This window comes from Microvenator marinus (assembly GCF_007993755.1).
Lineage (GTDB): Bacteria > Myxococcota_A > Bradymonadia > Bradymonadales > Bradymonadaceae > Allomicrovenator > Allomicrovenator marinus.
Genome location: NZ_CP042467.1, coordinates 3,196,524 through 3,212,584, shown reverse-complemented (window position 1 = coordinate 3,212,584; position 16,061 = coordinate 3,196,524). Strand labels below are relative to the sequence as shown.

The following is a 16,061-nucleotide window of genomic DNA, read 5'->3' as shown; positions in this document are numbered from 1 at the left end:
TCCCTTTTGCTCGCGTGCGCACAACATAGTCGATTTGATGAAAAACGCACGAAAAAACCTTTCCCGATTGAGTGCTTCTGAAGAACGGCGGTTTGTGACCGAGATCCGCAGAAGTGTACGAAAAGGCGCAAATTTTTCGGATCTTGTCGAAGAGTTTGAGGGTCAATGGGCGCACGACCCACACTGGAAAGGCTGGCTCCTTCAAGAGCTTCGACGCGGCGCGCGCGCCGAGAGCTTTGAGGCCCATCATCATCACGAGGCCAAGCACAAAGATACCGTGGTCGCCTCACAGATATTCACTCCCGCCTGGGTCGCAGATGCACTGGCTACGCACTGCCTCGAACATGTTGACGCGGTGAGGGCGACCTGTCTCGACCCGTGTTGTGGGGCCGGGCAGATGTTGTTTGCATGGGTTCGCGCCAAAGTTTCTAGTGGTGCCAGTGTTGAGGATGCTGTCTTGAGCGTGCGGGGCGTGGATTTAGACCCCGAGGCGGTGGCGCTCTGCCGCGAAGCTCTGGCCGGTATGATTCGTGCCGAGGACAAAGTGGTCAGTGCCCAAATTCAGGCTGCCTTGCACGAAAACATCAAAGTTGCGGACGGCCTTGAGGGCGCGCCAAAATGCGATGTGGTGCTGATGAACCCGCCCTATATGGGGCTTCGGAGTATGGATGAAGGGATGCGCGCCCGCGTTAAGGAGCATGGTGAGTTTGGCGTGGACCTCTACTCGGCGTTCATCGACCACGCGCAACGTCAGGCCACGGCTGTGGTGGGCGTGCTTGCGCCCCAGACCATCTGGTTCACCCAACGCTTTGAGCGCGCGCGGCGAAGCCTTCTTAATGACTGGCATCTCGACCAATTCCTGCACCTCGGCTCGGGTTTATTCCCTGGGTTGAACGGCGAAAAGTCTTCGGCTGCGGCGTTTGTGTTGAGCCGCACTTCTAGCGGTACAACCGAGTTCTACGACCTGAGATCCGGCAAAGGAGAAGACAAAGAGGCGCGGTACGAATCATGCCAATCAGCGCGTCGGAGTGTGGAGGCTTTTGATGAGATTCCGGGCGCACCTCTGGCGCACTGGCTCAAGGATGAAGAAATTGCGCTTTTTTCAAAGTACCCCGCACTCGAGGAGTTTTTTGAAGTTCCGGGGTCGCAAAACAAGACTGGTGATAACGCGCGTTTTGTTAGGCCCGTGACTGAGGTCTTTGATGAGCTCGTGCCTGTCTGGGGGCTTGATGGTGGAAACCCTGAAGGGCGCTACCGATACTACTCAAAAGGTGGCCCGTATTGTCCGTGGTGGGGTAACTGGGACTGGGCCGTAGACTTCTCGGACGAGGCTAAGGCGTTCTACCGCACGAACCGTACCTCCAATCTGATGGACGAGTCGTATCTTGAGAGAAACGGTCTTTGTTACACGGACTTTGGGGGGCGGCGATTCTCGGCACGATTCATGCCAAAAGGTGTCGTCTTCGATATGGCTGGCCCTGCCATTTTCTCTCGCAAAGACGATGATGACGAGCTCTTCGCGTTATTGGTCTACCTGAACTCAGACCTTGCCAACCGCCTTCTGGTGGCCATGAATCCTAGCCTGCATTTCCAGGTTCGAGACGTGCGTGCTTTACCTGTACCGCCACTTACCGCGGAGATGGCGCGCCGTGGACGCTCCAAAGTGCTCAGTCTTTCAGGGGCGGCGCAAACTTATCCGTGATCCATTGCGAGGTCACACGCGTGTACCTCGCCACCCCGTACACACTCGGATAGACCACTCGAGCTTTGCGCCCAACCATGGCTTTGTAGATCTTCTTGGCGAGCACGTCTGGCTTGCCCATAGGCGCAAACTTGGCGGCGGCGGTCTCCTGGTATTGCTCGCGCGCCGCGGCCTCCATATCCGACTCTACTGGCCCGGGATACACCGTCAGCACGTGAACACCCTGGCTCTCCACTTCCACCCTCAAGCTCTCGCTCATGGCCGCAATTCCGGCTTTCGTACCGTTGTAATGCGACATGCCAGGGGTAGGAGTGATGCCGGCCATACTGGCGATATTGACGATATATCCGGCCTTGCGAGCCTCCATCTGAGGCAGGACCGCGTGCATAAAGTGCATCGGCGTCAAGACGTTCAGCCCCCAGATTCTATCGATGCGCTCGGGACTCACACCTGACGCGCGCTCCACATACTGAATGCCCGCGTTGTTGATGAGCGCTTCTACAGGACCAAACTTAGCCTCCGCCTGGTCGATCAGGCTCTGGCAAACCTTCCAGTCCGAGAGGTCCGCCGGTAACACCAAGACCTCGGTGTCCAGCTCCTCGGCCAGAGCCTCCAACTTCTCAACCCGTCTGGCCACAAGGGTGAGCGACCAGCCTTGCCTTGAGAACTCGCGAGCGATCTCTTCGCCAATCCCAGAGGACGCACCGGTTATGAAAGCATGCTTAGACATTTTTGGGCCCTTATGTAGAGAAGGGATATCTCCTACTCATCCGGCTCAAGAAAGACAAGCCAAACGCCAATCACAACAAGACATCTTCGAACTAGAGGGATATGAATTCTCGCAGGTCACTGAACGCTCAAAACACAGGAGAACCATCATGCCAAAACTCAAACTCACCTACTTCAATATGCCCGGCCGCGCAGAGCCTGTGCGTCTTGCCCTCAAGATCAACGGTATCGACTTCGAAGACAACCGAATCAGCGGCCCCGAGTTTGGTGCGCTCCGCCAATCAGACGCTCTTCCGCTCGGCAGCGTGCCAACCCTTGAGGTAGACGGGCTTGTGATGACGCAGACCGGCGCCATGCTTCGCTACGTAGCCAAATTGGGAGACGCCGGCCTCTACCCCGAAGATCCGTTTGAGGCGTTCATTGTGGACAGCGTGATCGACTGCTTCAACGACACCCTTGCAACCGCCATGGCGCCGAGCTTCCGCGAGCCAGATCTTGAAAAACGAATTGCGATGCGCCGTGAGCTCGCCGCCGACACTATGGCCAAAGTCCTCAAGCATACCGAGAGCCTGATTGCGCGATCGGGTGGGCCTTTCCTCCTTGGTGACCGACTCTCCATCGCTGACCTCGTGGTGGCCTGCAATATCATGGGCGTGCGAAGCGGGAACCTGGACGGCTTGTCCGCCGAAGACGTAGCCGCCTACCCGCTCATCAATGCTTTGACTGATGCGGCTTTGAGGTAAGATTCTCAAACGAAAAGTCGGCGGGTAGCCGAGCCCTAATACGCTCCGCCCATTCCGTTATCTCTGGAGCCTCCACCGCCGACCTTAGCGTGTCCTCCAAGATTTGAGACATCTGTTCAAGTTGCCCTGAGAGCTCCGAAAACATGGCCATCCCAGGGTCTGCCGGTGCGATCAAGCCCTCCGCGACTCGCGCGTGCTCTTCGTGTCCGCAGATCTCGAGGATGTTCAACAACTGGCCACCAAATTCGGCGGAAACGTTGGGAATCGCGGCAACGATTTCCTGAGTGGCCCATTCTTGCCCAATAGCTCCGAGGCGAAGAGAGAGCGGCACAATCCCCGTTTGGTCGTAGCGCAAGGCTCGCCTAATGGCGACTTGTGAGTGTTCGGTGGCGTGCTCTATCAACAATAGTGCAGCGTCAGCTAGCCCCTCAATCTCTCGCGTCGAGTCTCCGAGCATCTCAAATATGCCATCAGGGATGAGGTCTGACGTATAGTCTGGAAACTCAGCACTCGAGAGTTGTGCAAAGTCCACTAAGAGGCCAAGAGCCTTCTCCTTAAGGATTCCTCGCCTCAAAGCATATCCCGCAGGGCCGCAAACCACTTTTGTGTAGGTCCCTTTTAGAGAGTCCAGGAAGGACTCCAGCTTCGCTGGGTCGAGCGGAAGGTCTCGCTCGTGTGCTGCATCGAACACGGCACTCATCGACTCATCCCCTAAGGCCATTCGCGTGTGAATCGTGTCGCAAAGCTGCTCGTCGGAAAGAACGCTTGTGATCATGGAAAGATCAGCCCTCTTGGGATCAAGGGCGACCTCTGCAATCCAGTCCTTCCACTTTAATTCCAATGACTCGCGCGAAGTTTTATCTCCGGCGTCAAGAATCTTCGATGACCACTCCTCGGCCTTCAGACCCAGTCCATCTGTAAAGTCCTGGGCCGCATCGGACAGCCAATAGTAATCTTCATCCTTCTCCAAGAATCCCAAGGTCACGAGATCATTCATGGCGGCCTTGGCGAGACCAAATTCAGGTAGCCATACACGACCTTCTCGCATGGCCGCGGTCCACGGCAGCTCCACGGAATCGTTCATGCCAAAGAGTTCCAATTGCCCAAAGATATCCAACTTCTCCCAGAAAGAGCTTGGCTGGAACTCAAGCCTCACGCTGGCTTCGATCGAATACACCCATGTTGCGTACTCGTTTCTGGTGTACATCCAGCCTGAACGACCAGGAAAATCTCCGCTCTTCGCGCCATCGAGCTGCGTCTCAATCACGAGCTTGATGTCCGACCAGAACAGATGTCTTTGTACGAAAGCGACCGCCAGATAGCGAAGCCACGGAGGCAGGTCTTCTACACTTGGTAGTGGGTTTTCTTGGCTCATCTTCTTTGCCCGCGAATGGTTAGTTGCAAACCTAAGGCGTTACGCCCAACGCCCCAGGGATGGCCGACGTCCCTTCGCCCGTAGACATCAGGCCGAGGTCCGTCACGTCGCCGTTCTCCTCGAACTTGATGTGCCGGATTCCCACGTTCTCCGCCACCCAGACGTGGCCACGAAGGTCTCCGCGGCGAACAGTGGCCATCGCATCCGGCAGCAACACAGGCTGCGTCGTGCTCAACTCACCGCGCACAGACACTGGGGTCTCGGCATCATCACCGATATCGAGCACAAAAATCGCATCTCCAAACACGCTCGCGACCACCGCAGCATTGCCCCAGGGCGAAATCACGATCGATTCCGGATCTTCGATCTCAATCACCTGCAAGGCGCTCATAGGATTCTGCAGGCTCACGACGCCAACACGGTGTGTCCCAAACAAATTTGTGTCACCCATAAGAGCGATTGTGCCATCCGGCGTAATATCAAATCCGGCAAGGATGGCGTCGTTATCAGTGAATGCCGAACCACTCTGAACGCGCTCAACTATTGGCTCCAAGACTACTTCGTGGATATGGTTCGGTGTCTCAGAGTCGAGGAAATCCGTAGCCGCCACGAACGCTCGCTTGTCGGTATCGAACCGAAGACCATAAAGAAGTTTGGACGGCGCCACCAATTCAGCCTGCCCCAACATGCCGGTCTCGCAATCCACCGGAATCTTGAAAAGCCCGCCGTTCGAGTCGCGGAATCCGACCTTCGACGCGTAGATGAACGACCCATCGCCAAGCGGCGGTGCCCAGATATTGGAGATGTACTCGCCGGGATCATGCATCGCCTGAATCACCTCCACATCGTTTGCACTAAACTTGAAGCTCGCGAGCTTGCCGTCGGTCAGGCGAACAAAGCCCACTTCGGCGTCCGGCGTGAAGATGATATTTCCGTCCGATACACGATTCCCAACCTCAAAACTGGCCGAGATGGACTCAAGAGTGCCGTCGGTATTCAGATTCCAGACTTCCACCGTATTGGCCGGCATCGCGTCGTTATTATAGGGCTTCGAAAACACTAGCTTTCGCGGCGCATTCTCGCCGATAGGGGTGCGGCAGGCCGTGGTCATATCGGCTTCCATGTCCGACGCCATATCGGGCTCTGGGTCGGTCATATCAACCACAGCCATGTCCTCAGCACCTTGATCTGGCTCAGGTTGCATGAAATCTGGAGCATTAGGCCCCATATCCGTTTGAGTCTCGGGCGGAGCCACCGAATCCTCGCCACACGCTGCTAACCCAAGACCTAGAATCAAAAACGCGTAAAAATATTTATCTCTCATCATCATCTCCATTTATCTATCTCAAGAGCGCGGCTCGAAAGTTTTCGAGATCTGGCTCCAATGCCAGCGCGTTGGACTCCTTGCTCAGGAGTTCCGCCAGCGCAGGTGGAAGCTCCACTCGCTCGCCAATCAAAGGCTCAACGATCGTCTCAAACTTCGCCGGATGCGCAGTCCCATTGACGATCCAGTCCTCGCCACCAACCATTTCCCGGGCGTAGATTGCACATGCCGTATGAGGGCATACCACCTGTCCCCAGACTTTTGGGGCGTTCGTGATCGTCTCGGTGATGTGTTCGTCTGTGACGCGAACTACCTGCATAAACTTTTTTATGTCATCGAAATTAAACATCGCCAAAAGCCGCTCCATATTGCTCGGAGCCCCTACATCCATGGCGTTCGCCAATGTGGCCTGAGTCGGCTTGGGTTCGTACTTCCCGGTCTCTAGCCAAGATGAGAGCGTAGGATTGGCGTTGGTCGCGAGCACCACCTCACGGATCGGAAATCCCATAGACCTGGCCCAAATTGCGGAGACGGCGTTACCGAGATTGCCACTCGGGATGATCACACCTGCCTCTTTGCCGTGGCGCCGTTTGTACTCGAGCGCAGCCCACGCGTGATAGGTCGCCTGGGGAAGCAAGCGCCCGATATTGATGCTGTTCGCCGAAGATAACCGGAAGTTTGCGCGAAATTCTGGGTCCTGAAAGGCCGCCTTCACAAGGCTCTGGCACGCGTCGAAATCCGACTGAACGGCAAAGGTCCTGACGTTATCGCCAAACGCCCCTAGCTGATGAGCCTGCCGCGCTGAGACCATGCCGTCGGGATAGAGGATGACCACGTTGACGCCAGGGCGGCCGTGGAACGCCGCGGCCACCGCACCACCGGTATCCCCCGAGGTCGCCACCAAGATGGTGAGCGGCCGCTCGTGGTTTTGCTTTTGGTCTACGCGGGTCATCACCCCGGCCAGGAACCGGGCGCCTACGTCTTTGAAGGCGGCTGAAGGCCCCCAGTAGACTTCGAGCAGGGCTGTCGAGTCTTTGAGGTCTACCAGCGGAATCGCGAAGTTGAGGGCCTCGTCTACGATAGCGTCGAGCTCGGGGGCGAGTGGGTCGCCTTCGAAGAATGGGCGGAGAAGCAGTTTCGCGACGCCGCTAAGGCTCTGGTCCTGGAGCTCGTTGATTTCAGCGCTCAGGTCGGGCAGGCCTTCCGGGATGTAGAGGCCGCCGTCTGGGGCTAGGCCCTGGGTGATGGCGGCGGAAATCCCAACGGCCGAGCCAGCGTCCAGAGAGTTCGAATCTTGGCGAGTGGAGAAAAAGCGCATTAGGTTTCAACGATATGGGCGCCCTTGGCACCGATGGGCGAAAGAAAACCGTGGGCTACAATATCGAGGCGCCGAAACGCAAGCAAAATAGCCTCCAGAACGCGTTCAGCATCTTCAGGTGTGGCCAGCGCAAACACGCTTGGACCGGAGCCGGAAATCGAAAACGCCAGAGCACCGGCGAGCTGTGCGGCATCGCGCGCCTGAGCGAAACCAGGGATGAGCGTTGAGCGATGTGGCTCGATCAACACGTCCTGACACGCGAGCGCAAAACGATTGGCGTCGTTTGTATACGCGCCGATCAGCAAGTCGGCTAGATTGGCCGACTGCTCCACAAAATCGTGCAGAGCAAAGTGCTTAGGCAAGACTGCCCGAGCATCCATGGTGCGAATCACCACGTCGGGGTGCACGATGACCGCCAACAAGCCTTGAGGAACTGGCAAATTGACCACATCAGGCGGGGCGCCCGCACGGGCGAACGTCAACCCGCCGTAGAGCGCTGGAGCGGCATTATCAGGGTGCGCGGCGCCACTTGCCACCGCCTCGCCGAGGAGCGCGTAATCAAGCAGGCGTACCCTATCCAGCCCTGTTCCCATCAACCCATCGAGGGCCACAATTCCAGCTACTGCGCTCGCCGCAGACCCGCCCATGCCGCTACCCAGCGGAATACCCTTTTCGATAGTGATATCGAGGCCCTGCTCCACGTTGTGGTCTTTCAAAAACCGCAGAATGCCGACCGTGGCCGTGTTTGACTTAGGGTCGGTCGGTATATCCGCGTTCGTGTGGATGCGTACTCCTGGCTCACCAAACTCCACGCGCACAAAATCCCCGGGGCCCTCCACGGCAAATCCCAGAATATCAAAACCCACCGCCACATTGGCCACGGTGGCCGGCGCAAATGCAGTTACTGAACTCATAGCGGGGCCCCGAGATAATTGGCCAACCTCAAAAGGTCCCCAAACGCGCCCGCTGCCGTGACTTCAGGGCCGGCACCAGGGCCTTGCACAACCAGAGGGTTTTGACTGTAGCGAGCCGTCGTAAACTGCACGATATTGTCTGTTAACTGAATCCGCGCAAACGGATGCGTGTCCGCGTACTCAGACAACTTCACACTCGCCTTTCCAGTCTGGTCCACTTGGCCCACAAATCTCAAAACAGCTCCGTTTTCCTTCGCCGTTTTTAGCTTTGCAAGCATGGCATCATCCACGTCGCTCAGCCGCTCCAAGAATTCCGCCACACTCACGTCTTGCAGGTGCTCGGGGACCAAAGACTCGATCTCTACATCTTCCAAGTTGATCGTCAAACCCATCTCGCGCGCAAGGATGACGAGCTTTCGCGCCACGTCGGTGCCCGAAAGGTCATCCCTTGGATCAGGCTCGGTATAGCCCTTCGTCTTGGCATCCCGAACGATATTCGAGAACGGGGTCGATCCATCAAACGCGTTAAAAAGATAAGCCAGGGTACCGGACAAAATCCCTTCAATCCTTTGGACCTTATCGCCCGTTTGAATCAGGTCGTGAAGGGTCTGAATGATAGGCAACCCCGCGCCGACCGTGGTCTCATAAAGGTAATGGCGTTGTCGTTTTCTGCACGTCGTCTTCAGCGCCTGATAGTAGTCGAACTCTACCGAATTCGCCTTCTTATTGGGCGTGACCACATGCACGCCTTTCTCGAGCCAACCAAGGTAATGTCTCGCGACCGCTTCACTAGCCGTACAGTCGATGATCACGGCATGAGGAAACCCATCCGACGCGACGTGCGCCGCAAAGGTGTCCAGATTCGACTCAAGCCCCGCCGAAAACCCTTCTTCCCAGCTCCCCAGTTCAATGTTGGTATCGTGCAAAAGCATCTTCTTGGAGTCCGCAATACCGCGCACTCTGAGGTCGATCTGATAGTCCCGACTAAGCCGCGCCTGCTCGGCCGCGAGCTGCTTGATGAGCGTCGCACCCACTACGCCAGGCCCGATAATCCCCACGCTGATCGTCTGGTTCGAAAGGTAGAATCCCGAATGCACCGCGCGCAGCGCACGTTGCGCGTTTGCGGTATCGATGACCACGGAGATATTTCGCTCCGACGAGCCCTGCGCAACCGCACGGATATTGACCCCGGCGTTACCGAGTGCGCCAAAGAACTTCGCCGCAATGCCCGGAATCCCAGCCATATGGTCGCCCACAACGGCGAGCACGGTGCAAGGTGTGACTACGTCAATGGTCTGGATTTGGCCGTGATGAAGCTCGGCGAAGAAAGCCTGTTCCACCGCCGCACGCGCCGCCTTTGTGTCCTTCTCGGGCACCGCAAAACAGATGGAATGCTCGGAGCTTCCCTGTGAAATCATAACCACGTTAACGTCGGCCTCGCGCAGCGCGCCGAAGAGTCGGCTCGCGATACCTGGTACCCCAATCATGGACGTGCCCTCCACGTTGATGAGCGCCATCTGGTCCACGGTAGCGATGCCTTTGACCGCAAACCGCGGGTCAGAGGCCGTATGAATGCGGGTGCCGGGCTTCTCAGGTGCGAACGTATTTTTGATGTAGAGCGGTATGGAACGTGCCACGGCAGGTGCCATGGTGCTCGGGTGAATCACCTTCGCCCCAAAATACGCAAGCTCCATCGCCTCGTGATACGACATCGACTCCAGGACAATGGCATCCGGAACAAGGCGCGGATTCGCCGACATCACGCCGTCCACATCGGTCCAGATCACAATCTCCTGAGCCTGCAAAAGTGCGCCAAAGATCGCGGCCGAGTAGTCCGAGCCGTTTCGCCCCAGCGTGGTGGCGATGCCGTCGCGGCTCGTGGCAACGAACCCCGTAATCACCACGATCTCGCTCGGATTCTCGCTCAAAAACGCGTCCATTGCGGCTTGAGTCTGGGCCCAGTCCACGATCGGTGCGAGCTGTCCGGGCTCCACAACCAGCACGTCACGGGCGTTGAGCCACGTCACATCGGCCCCAGCAGCCTTCAGCGCCGCTGCCAAGAGCTGCGCCGACCAAATCTCGCCGTACCCCGAAATCAGGTCCAGCGCGTGCGTAGGCGCGCTCTTGAGGAGCCAAATCGCTCGCAGCACGTCCTCGATATCGTCAAAGTCCTGGTTCAGGGTATCGATGAGCGCCTGACCATCGGCGCCGAGCAGGTCCGCCACACACTCATGGTGCTTGAGCCTCAGGCTCCGCAACGCCGTGGCGTAAGACGGGTCTTGCCGCGCGCTGAGCTCAACGAGCTCGATCAACGCGTTCGTCACGCCGGCCATGGCCGAGACCACCACCGCGCTCTTGCCGCCGCTGCGCTGCGCCAGCTCCTCGGTCACAATCTTCAGAACACCGCGATATCGCGCGGCGTTCGCCACACTCGTTCCGCCAAATTTATGTACGTGCCACATTCAAACTCCAAGTCTACGAGGGCTCTGTCCTCGTAGGATGAACCGGGAAGAAAGACGAATGCCCAAGGTCTATGATGAACGTCAACGAGAGACAAACCCAAAAGTGCACATGTGAAGTCGTTGACACGGGATATGTGCGCACGTATTATGTGTCTCAGGAGGTGTTATGAATATTACTCTGTCCGTCGATGCACAACTTGTTGAACGCGCACGCCAAGTTGCGAAGCAGCAAGGAATCAGCCTGAATGAGATGGTCCGGAACTACCTCCAAACTGTCGCTGGAGAAGTCAACGGGGACGATGTGGTTCGTGAGCTGGAGTTGCTTTGGGAAAGCCATGCCGGGCACTCTGGTGGCAAGCGTTTTGACCGAAGTGACGCCTACGAGGGAAGACTTTGAGTGGCCGGGTATTCCTAGATACCAATGTCCTAATCTACGCAGATGATGTGGATTCAGGGGCAAAATGTGAAGTAGCTCGAAAGGTCATTGCTCATCATTTGCGGAATGGAACAGGAGTGATATCGACGCAGGTACTTCAGGAGTATTTTGTAGTCTCGACGCGAAAGCTTGGAATCGATCCGGCTGTGGCAGAAAAGAAGGTCAAATTGTTGGGTGCTTTCGAGGTGGTGGCTATTCGCATTGAAATGATCCACGAAGCTATCCATCTACACCGACTGGAATCCGTGAGTTTTTGGGACGCGCTTATTGTTACCGCAGCGCAGACCGCAAACTGTCAGAAGTTGATGTCAGAAGACCTAAACTCCGGCCAAAAAATTCGGGGTATCGAGATCTATAATCCATTCGATTGAAGGAAGGGGTCTACGACCGCTTAGGTTCGTATTTGTGGAATAGTGACCCCGAATGATGGTTGACTAGGCCGGGTGAAGCCCCTACCGATGTAACGTACCAAAATACAAGACATCACCGTTCGGACTATGTTCGACTTTCTGACGAGGACTTGCGTGAAGCACACACCCAAAATGTTGTCTCTGATCACCCTACTTTTGTGCGCTGCCTGTGGCGGCGCCGACGGCCAAGACGGCCAAGACCGTCAAAATGGCGCGGATGGCCAGTCTACTCTCTTTCGCACTACACCCATCGAGCCCGGGGACACATGCCCAACGGGTGGTTCGTTGATTGAGTTTGGAGTCGACACTAGTCAGGATGGCATTCTTGGTGACGAGGAAGTCGCTGAAAGTACGACCGTATGCAACGGTACTGATGGAACACCAGGCTCGGACGGCACTCCGGGTGAGGATGGATCTCCGGGCGCGGATGGTCAGGATGGCGCCCCTGGGGCCGACGGTCTGACTACCCTCATCAATATTACCCCTGAGCAAGCGGGGGCAAACTGTGTGGCCGGTGGGCAATTGATAGAAGCAGGCGCTGACACCGATGGTAGTGGAACTCTTGAACCCACAGAGGTGACCTCCAGTGCATATATCTGCAACGGAGAAGAAGGAATGCAAGGCCCTCCAGGCCAGGACGGCGCTCCCGGTCAAGATGGTCAAGACGGAGCGGATTTGTTGCTCGAGGTTATCAACGAGCCTCCTGGAGCCAATTGTCAATTCGGAGGGCAAAGGCTCATCGCTGGAATAGACGACAATCAAGACGGTGCGCTCGATACTGCCGAAATCGACCAATCACTCTATGTCTGTGACTCTGGCCTCTTGCTCTCAGAGCCAGCCGTTAGCACGGTCTTTGATAATCACGAGCAGTGCTATGTCTTCACCAACAACCTGATCTCAACTGTCTGGGACAACGTCTCTAATCAACTCTTAAGCGGAGACTTTGCGAGAAACGGATATTGGAAGTTTGCCCCCGGAACGAGCGATTGGGCGGCTTCACCCGATCAGGACACGGCAACCGCATGGGGGCGCTTTGTCCTTGTCGCGGGTCCAAGGCAGATCGTTGGAGCACCTGGCTCGTATGTTGGTCATCCTGCTTCGAGCTACTACGTTGCGGACATCGACGCTACGGGAACGCTCTCAAATCAACGTTCAGCCATCTTCTCAGACGGGTTCACGGGTAGCTGCCACCAAATCTCGACTTCAAACGACGAGTTCCTTTGCTATGATGGAGCAGGCGTTAGGCACTACACCGTCGTATCGGGTTCGGCGAATTTGACTCTAAACAAAGTGGTGCCACTCTCCCAGCAGCCCGTTGAGATAAACACGTTCGGGACTACGTTTGCGTGGGATGGCGCGTACTACTACTTCGCTCAAGACGGACGAACCAGCACTTCTAAGAACTATCTTGCGTACGGGTCAAACGGCCAAATCCAGGGAACTTACACTGTAGCTGGCTCTGGCGCGATCAACAGTCCTTACTTTGATTGGTCAGTGCGCCGCTACTCCACACACGATGGATTCGGAAACCGACAGGAAGGAACAGTCTACTTGGGGGCGACCGTCAATAGCGGCTCATGGGATAGCCATTGTTTCGGTCCGCCATCCCCATATCACGTTGCTCCTTGAGGGCTTAAAAATCGTTTTCTTTGCCCACCACAATCAGCTAGACTCCCGACGACTAAAAGTCGACGCGGAGGGAATGTGAAAAAATCATTGTGGTGGGTTGGAGTAATCGGGATGCTGGTCTCAGCGCCAGCTTGGGCATGCTCTATCCAAATCTGTGCTGAGACGTTTGAACTCGCGTCTCAAGGCCTGACCATTCCGGCGAATGCCGAGTATGTGCTCATGGATACTTATGATTCGGATCCCACTAATGCCGGCGTGGTGCTCGAAGACTCCGACGGGCCTGTAGAGATTGAGATCGAGGAGGTCGGGAATTGGTGGAAGATTTCGCCGCGAGAGGGCTTCGCCGAGAACCAGAACTACACCTTGCGTCTTGAGCCCGACGGCGAACTTGAGTGGGAGGACGGTTTTGTAATCTGTGGCGAGTCACTTCCCGAGTACTCGTTCTCAACGGGTGAGGCGCAAAGCTTCCCAACAACTCTGGGTGAGCTAAAAGCCAGTGAACCGCAATTCGGAGAGGTCCAGCTCGAAGCCGGCGCATCTTGCTTCGAAGACGTAGAAGTCTCCTACGTAGACGTCGAACTGGAACTGCCCCAGGAGCTCGAGCACTGGCAGGGCGTCATCGTCCTCGAGACCTATGTGAACGACACGTCATGGAAGGTCTCCGAAATCCTCGGCGGCATGTACAAACCGGGGGAGTCTTGGGTCGGCTTTGCTAAAGACCGCGTGCTCACGATTTGCGGCAGTGCATGGGAACAGCCGCAAGAATACTACGTGACAGGGCCAGTTGACGTCAGAATGCGCGCCTACATCCTGGGAACAGACGTGGAGCTCGAGTCCAATACCCTAACCGTAAACCTCGAATGCCCGGAAGAGTCCAATCTTCCAGACGTTCCTAATCAACCAGGTGACACGCAGTCCAACGCTACGTCCGAAGGGTGCGGTTGCGCATCTTCACAAGGCTCTGGCCTCGTTTTGCCTCTCATCTTCTTGTTCTGTCTGTTTCGACGTCGGCAGCGCTCAAGGTAGTTTTAGAATCCGCGCACCCGAATCATCAAATGCATTCGTGCGTCGCAATGTGTCCACAAGAGCGTCGAAGTCCGCAAAATCGAGGCGAGATGTGTACTCGTGAGCGCGGCTCAGCATGCGAAGGTAGGTGACGGGGTCCTTGTTTCTCGAAAGTCGCCTCAAGGCGCCCAGGTAGTCCTCTCGATACGCCGTGGCAATGATGATGTGCGCCTCTCCAGACGCATTGAGCTCGGCATTCATTGTCGCACGCGCAAGGCGGCCATTCCCGTCATCAAACGGATGGATCTGAGTGATCATGAACATCGCAAAAGCGGCACGTTGAAATGGCGTCTCAAGTTCGCGCAGGATTGTGAGGCCCTTTTCAAGCGTACCTTGCACAAGCTCCGGTGCCACAAACTCCGTGTTGCCGGCTCTATTTCTATGTTGCTTGAACTTTCCGGGGTTTTTTTCATGACGGCCATTCAGAATCGTATGATGCCGCCTCACCAATAGCGCCTCGAGATCCTCCAATTGGTCAAAATTGCTCAACGAGGTCTTCATCTCGGTCTCGTCTACAAGCAGTTGATATGTCCCCACAATATCATGGGCATCTTGAGGTCGATGTGTCGGAATCTGGCCGTCAAAGACAATACTTTGAGCCTCCTCAAGCAAGAACTGGGTCCCCTCAATATAGTTGGAGAAGTACGTGTCGATAAAAGCCAGCGCCTGTCGCTCATGCTTCAATAGAGGTGGCGTTTGCCTCGAAACCGCAAGCCATTCGGTCTTCTGCAACTCCGCAACAAGCAACTCAAAGAGTTGGACACAGGCTCCGTCAAAGGGCCGTGCCGCAATGCGTGCCTTTGCAATTCTACTCTCTAGCTCAGCCTTCCGAGTGCCCAAAAGGGTCCCGATGAGCTCGATCAGATTCTGAGCGCCCGTCTCGAACTCAGGGATATCTGCCAGGGCTTCCGCGGACTTTCGGAGCTTGATCAATCCTCTTCGTCCTTCCTCATCGAACACCATCACGAGTCGATGCTCAATCTCTTCCCGAGGCAGCACCTTTGAGACATCATGGGTTCGAGTCGGAGTGAGGTTTTCGATTAGCGCACGTGTGTTCGAAGAGCGATACCCGTCCAAGAACGGCATATCTGAGTCTAGAGGGCCTGGCCCACGAATAAGCCTTATCGTAAGCCCGTGGATGGATTCCGTTGCATCGTAGCTCCCGGTCAAAAAGAGAGTCCCGCCTGTAGGCCGCATTTCGAGCGAACTTCTGTGCGAAATCACGGCTCCAGGGTGCCGCATTAAGGCGATTTTTAGCGCGTTTTCAGCAACTAACTCATCATGCGTTAATTTGACAAAAATACGGTATTTTTGACAAAAATACAAAATAGCATGGGCTCTTTAGGCGCTATCCTCCCCAATTTCCCGACCACTCGACGAAAAATCCACTTCCATAATGGATCCCCGCTCCATATCAACGAGCAAGACCCCATCACACTCAAAAGCCACAAAGTACTCGAGAAGTTGTCGCCTTGTGGCGGCCGTCTTGATGGAAGGCGCTGCGCCTCCTGTCTTGACCTCCGCCACATAGCGCCAACCATCACGCTCTACGATGAGGTCCGCAATCAATCGAATCTCGACCTCCTCATGACCCACATGCACCGGCCAGAGGAGATGGACCTGCGAATCCACAATCTCAAATCCCTCGCTCTCCAGAAGCCTCACAGCTTCCTTTTCACCACGTTGTGCGCGGCGCTGTTGCCGGCGCATTTGACGTCTATAGGCCGCGCGTATCCAGCTCCTGCGAATCGCTCCCAGAAGCCATAGGCCTATGACTACGGCTGCAATTATCCATCCCAAATTTTCCAGGTCTGCTATCATGATTTTTAGTGTAGAGGAGGGCTCCGTCCTCCTCAGATGAATGGTGTCAATTCTAAGGCCAATCTGAGCTACACAACATGTATAGGAAAGACAGCCCCCTTGTCCTCCTCAGATGAATGGTGTCAATTCTAAG

Annotated in this window: 14 protein-coding genes; 6 read left to right on the top strand and 8 right to left on the bottom strand. The window is 56.0% G+C overall.

Features of this window, described 5'->3' with window-relative positions:
- Positions 1-37: 37 nt before the first annotated feature.
- Positions 38-1,702 (top strand): Eco57I restriction-modification methylase domain-containing protein, encoded by a 1,665-nt coding sequence (locus tag FRD01_RS13205; RefSeq protein ID WP_249755604.1) that lies wholly within the window; start codon positions 38-40, stop codon positions 1,700-1,702.
- Here the strand turns inward: FRD01_RS13205 and FRD01_RS13200 are convergent.
- Positions 1,668-2,432, bottom strand: coding sequence for an SDR family NAD(P)-dependent oxidoreductase (locus FRD01_RS13200; protein ID WP_146960357.1), 765 nt, complete (start codon positions 2,430-2,432; stop codon positions 1,668-1,670). The genes FRD01_RS13205 and FRD01_RS13200 overlap by 35 nt on opposite strands.
- Before the next feature lie 148 nt (positions 2,433-2,580).
- On the opposite strand from FRD01_RS13200, the gene FRD01_RS13195 reads away from it, so the two are divergent.
- Positions 2,581-3,174: a glutathione S-transferase family protein gene (locus tag FRD01_RS13195; RefSeq protein WP_249755603.1), complete on the top strand. Its 594-nt coding sequence runs from the start codon at positions 2,581-2,583 to the stop codon at positions 3,172-3,174.
- On the opposite strand, the gene FRD01_RS13190 is transcribed toward FRD01_RS13195, so the two are convergent.
- Genes FRD01_RS13190 through thrA form a run of 5 tightly spaced genes read right to left on the bottom strand, consistent with a single transcriptional unit; the run spans position 3,143 to position 10,567 of the window.
- A complete protein-coding gene (locus FRD01_RS13190) occupies positions 3,143-4,549 on the bottom strand; it encodes a hypothetical protein (protein WP_146960353.1) in 1,407 nt (468 codons plus the stop codon). The two genes, FRD01_RS13195 and FRD01_RS13190, sit on opposite strands and share 32 nt — an antisense overlap.
- Before the next feature lie 31 nt (positions 4,550-4,580).
- Complete coding sequence (locus FRD01_RS13185) at positions 4,581-5,873, bottom strand: hypothetical protein (RefSeq protein WP_146960351.1); 1,293 nt, start codon at positions 5,871-5,873, stop codon at positions 4,581-4,583.
- A gap of 16 nt (positions 5,874-5,889) precedes the next feature.
- Positions 5,890-7,191, bottom strand: coding sequence for a threonine synthase (thrC, locus tag FRD01_RS13180; RefSeq protein ID WP_146960349.1), 1,302 nt, complete (start codon positions 7,189-7,191; stop codon positions 5,890-5,892).
- The gene (locus FRD01_RS13175) at positions 7,191-8,105 is read right to left on the bottom strand and encodes a homoserine kinase (protein WP_146960347.1); all 915 of its coding nucleotides are present in this window, start codon (positions 8,103-8,105) and stop codon (positions 7,191-7,193) included. Before FRD01_RS13175 ends, thrC begins: the two co-directional genes overlap by 1 nt.
- Entirely contained in the window at positions 8,102-10,567 is a 2,466-nt protein-coding gene (thrA, locus tag FRD01_RS13170) for a bifunctional aspartate kinase/homoserine dehydrogenase I (RefSeq protein ID WP_146960345.1), read from the bottom strand. Before thrA ends, FRD01_RS13175 begins: the two co-directional genes overlap by 4 nt.
- Before the next feature lie 166 nt (positions 10,568-10,733).
- Here thrA and FRD01_RS13165 point away from each other — a divergent pair, with 166 nt between their 5' ends.
- The 4 genes from FRD01_RS13165 (at position 10,734) to FRD01_RS13150 (ending at position 14,068) form a co-directional block, all read left to right on the top strand.
- The gene (locus tag FRD01_RS13165) at positions 10,734-10,964 is read left to right on the top strand and encodes a DUF6364 family protein (protein ID WP_146960343.1); all 231 of its coding nucleotides are present in this window, start codon (positions 10,734-10,736) and stop codon (positions 10,962-10,964) included.
- Positions 10,961-11,374 carry a PIN domain-containing protein gene (locus tag FRD01_RS13160; protein WP_146960341.1) on the top strand — a complete coding sequence of 138 codons (414 nt, stop codon included), beginning with the start codon at positions 10,961-10,963 and terminating at the stop codon, positions 11,372-11,374. Before FRD01_RS13165 ends, FRD01_RS13160 begins: the two co-directional genes overlap by 4 nt.
- Before the next feature lie 153 nt (positions 11,375-11,527).
- Positions 11,528-13,042 (top strand): DUF7151 family protein, encoded by a 1,515-nt coding sequence (locus tag FRD01_RS13155; protein ID WP_146960339.1) that lies wholly within the window; start codon positions 11,528-11,530, stop codon positions 13,040-13,042.
- 75 nt (positions 13,043-13,117) lie between these two features.
- Positions 13,118-14,068, top strand: coding sequence for a hypothetical protein (locus tag FRD01_RS13150; RefSeq protein WP_146960338.1), 951 nt, complete (start codon positions 13,118-13,120; stop codon positions 14,066-14,068).
- On the opposite strand, the gene FRD01_RS13145 is transcribed toward FRD01_RS13150, so the two are convergent.
- Both FRD01_RS13145 and FRD01_RS13140 read right to left on the bottom strand, forming a co-directional pair.
- The gene (locus tag FRD01_RS13145) at positions 14,060-15,331 is read right to left on the bottom strand and encodes a Fic family protein (protein WP_249755602.1); all 1,272 of its coding nucleotides are present in this window, start codon (positions 15,329-15,331) and stop codon (positions 14,060-14,062) included. The genes FRD01_RS13150 and FRD01_RS13145 overlap by 9 nt on opposite strands.
- Positions 15,332-15,448: 117 nt before the next feature.
- Entirely contained in the window at positions 15,449-15,928 is a 480-nt protein-coding gene (locus FRD01_RS13140; protein ID WP_146960334.1) for a PD-(D/E)XK nuclease family protein, read from the bottom strand.
- Positions 15,929-16,061 lie beyond the last annotated feature (133 nt).

Bases quoted from the DNA above. Each gene is read 5' to 3' on its own strand.
- FRD01_RS13200 (WP_146960357.1), bottom strand. From the start codon at position 2,432: ATGTCTAAGCATGCTTTCATAACCGGTGCGTCCTCTGGGATTGGCGAA.
- FRD01_RS13185 (WP_146960351.1), bottom strand. From the start codon at position 5,873: ATGAGAGATAAATATTTTTACGCGTTTTTGATTCTAGGTCTTGGGTTA.
- FRD01_RS13140 (WP_146960334.1), bottom strand. From the start codon at position 15,928: ATGATAGCAGACCTGGAAAATTTGGGATGGATAATTGCAGCCGTAGTC.
- FRD01_RS13175 (WP_146960347.1), bottom strand. From the start codon at position 8,105: ATGAGTTCAGTAACTGCATTTGCGCCGGCCACCGTGGCCAATGTGGCG.
- thrC (WP_146960349.1), bottom strand. From the start codon at position 7,191: ATGCGCTTTTTCTCCACTCGCCAAGATTCGAACTCTCTGGACGCTGGC.
- FRD01_RS13165 (WP_146960343.1), top strand. From the start codon at position 10,734: ATGAATATTACTCTGTCCGTCGATGCACAACTTGTTGAACGCGCACGC.
- FRD01_RS13205 (WP_249755604.1), top strand. From the start codon at position 38: ATGAAAAACGCACGAAAAAACCTTTCCCGATTGAGTGCTTCTGAAGAA.
- FRD01_RS13190 (WP_146960353.1), bottom strand. From the start codon at position 4,549: ATGAGCCAAGAAAACCCACTACCAAGTGTAGAAGACCTGCCTCCGTGG.
- FRD01_RS13195 (WP_249755603.1), top strand. From the start codon at position 2,581: ATGCCAAAACTCAAACTCACCTACTTCAATATGCCCGGCCGCGCAGAG.
- thrA (WP_146960345.1), bottom strand. From the start codon at position 10,567: ATGTGGCACGTACATAAATTTGGCGGAACGAGTGTGGCGAACGCCGCG.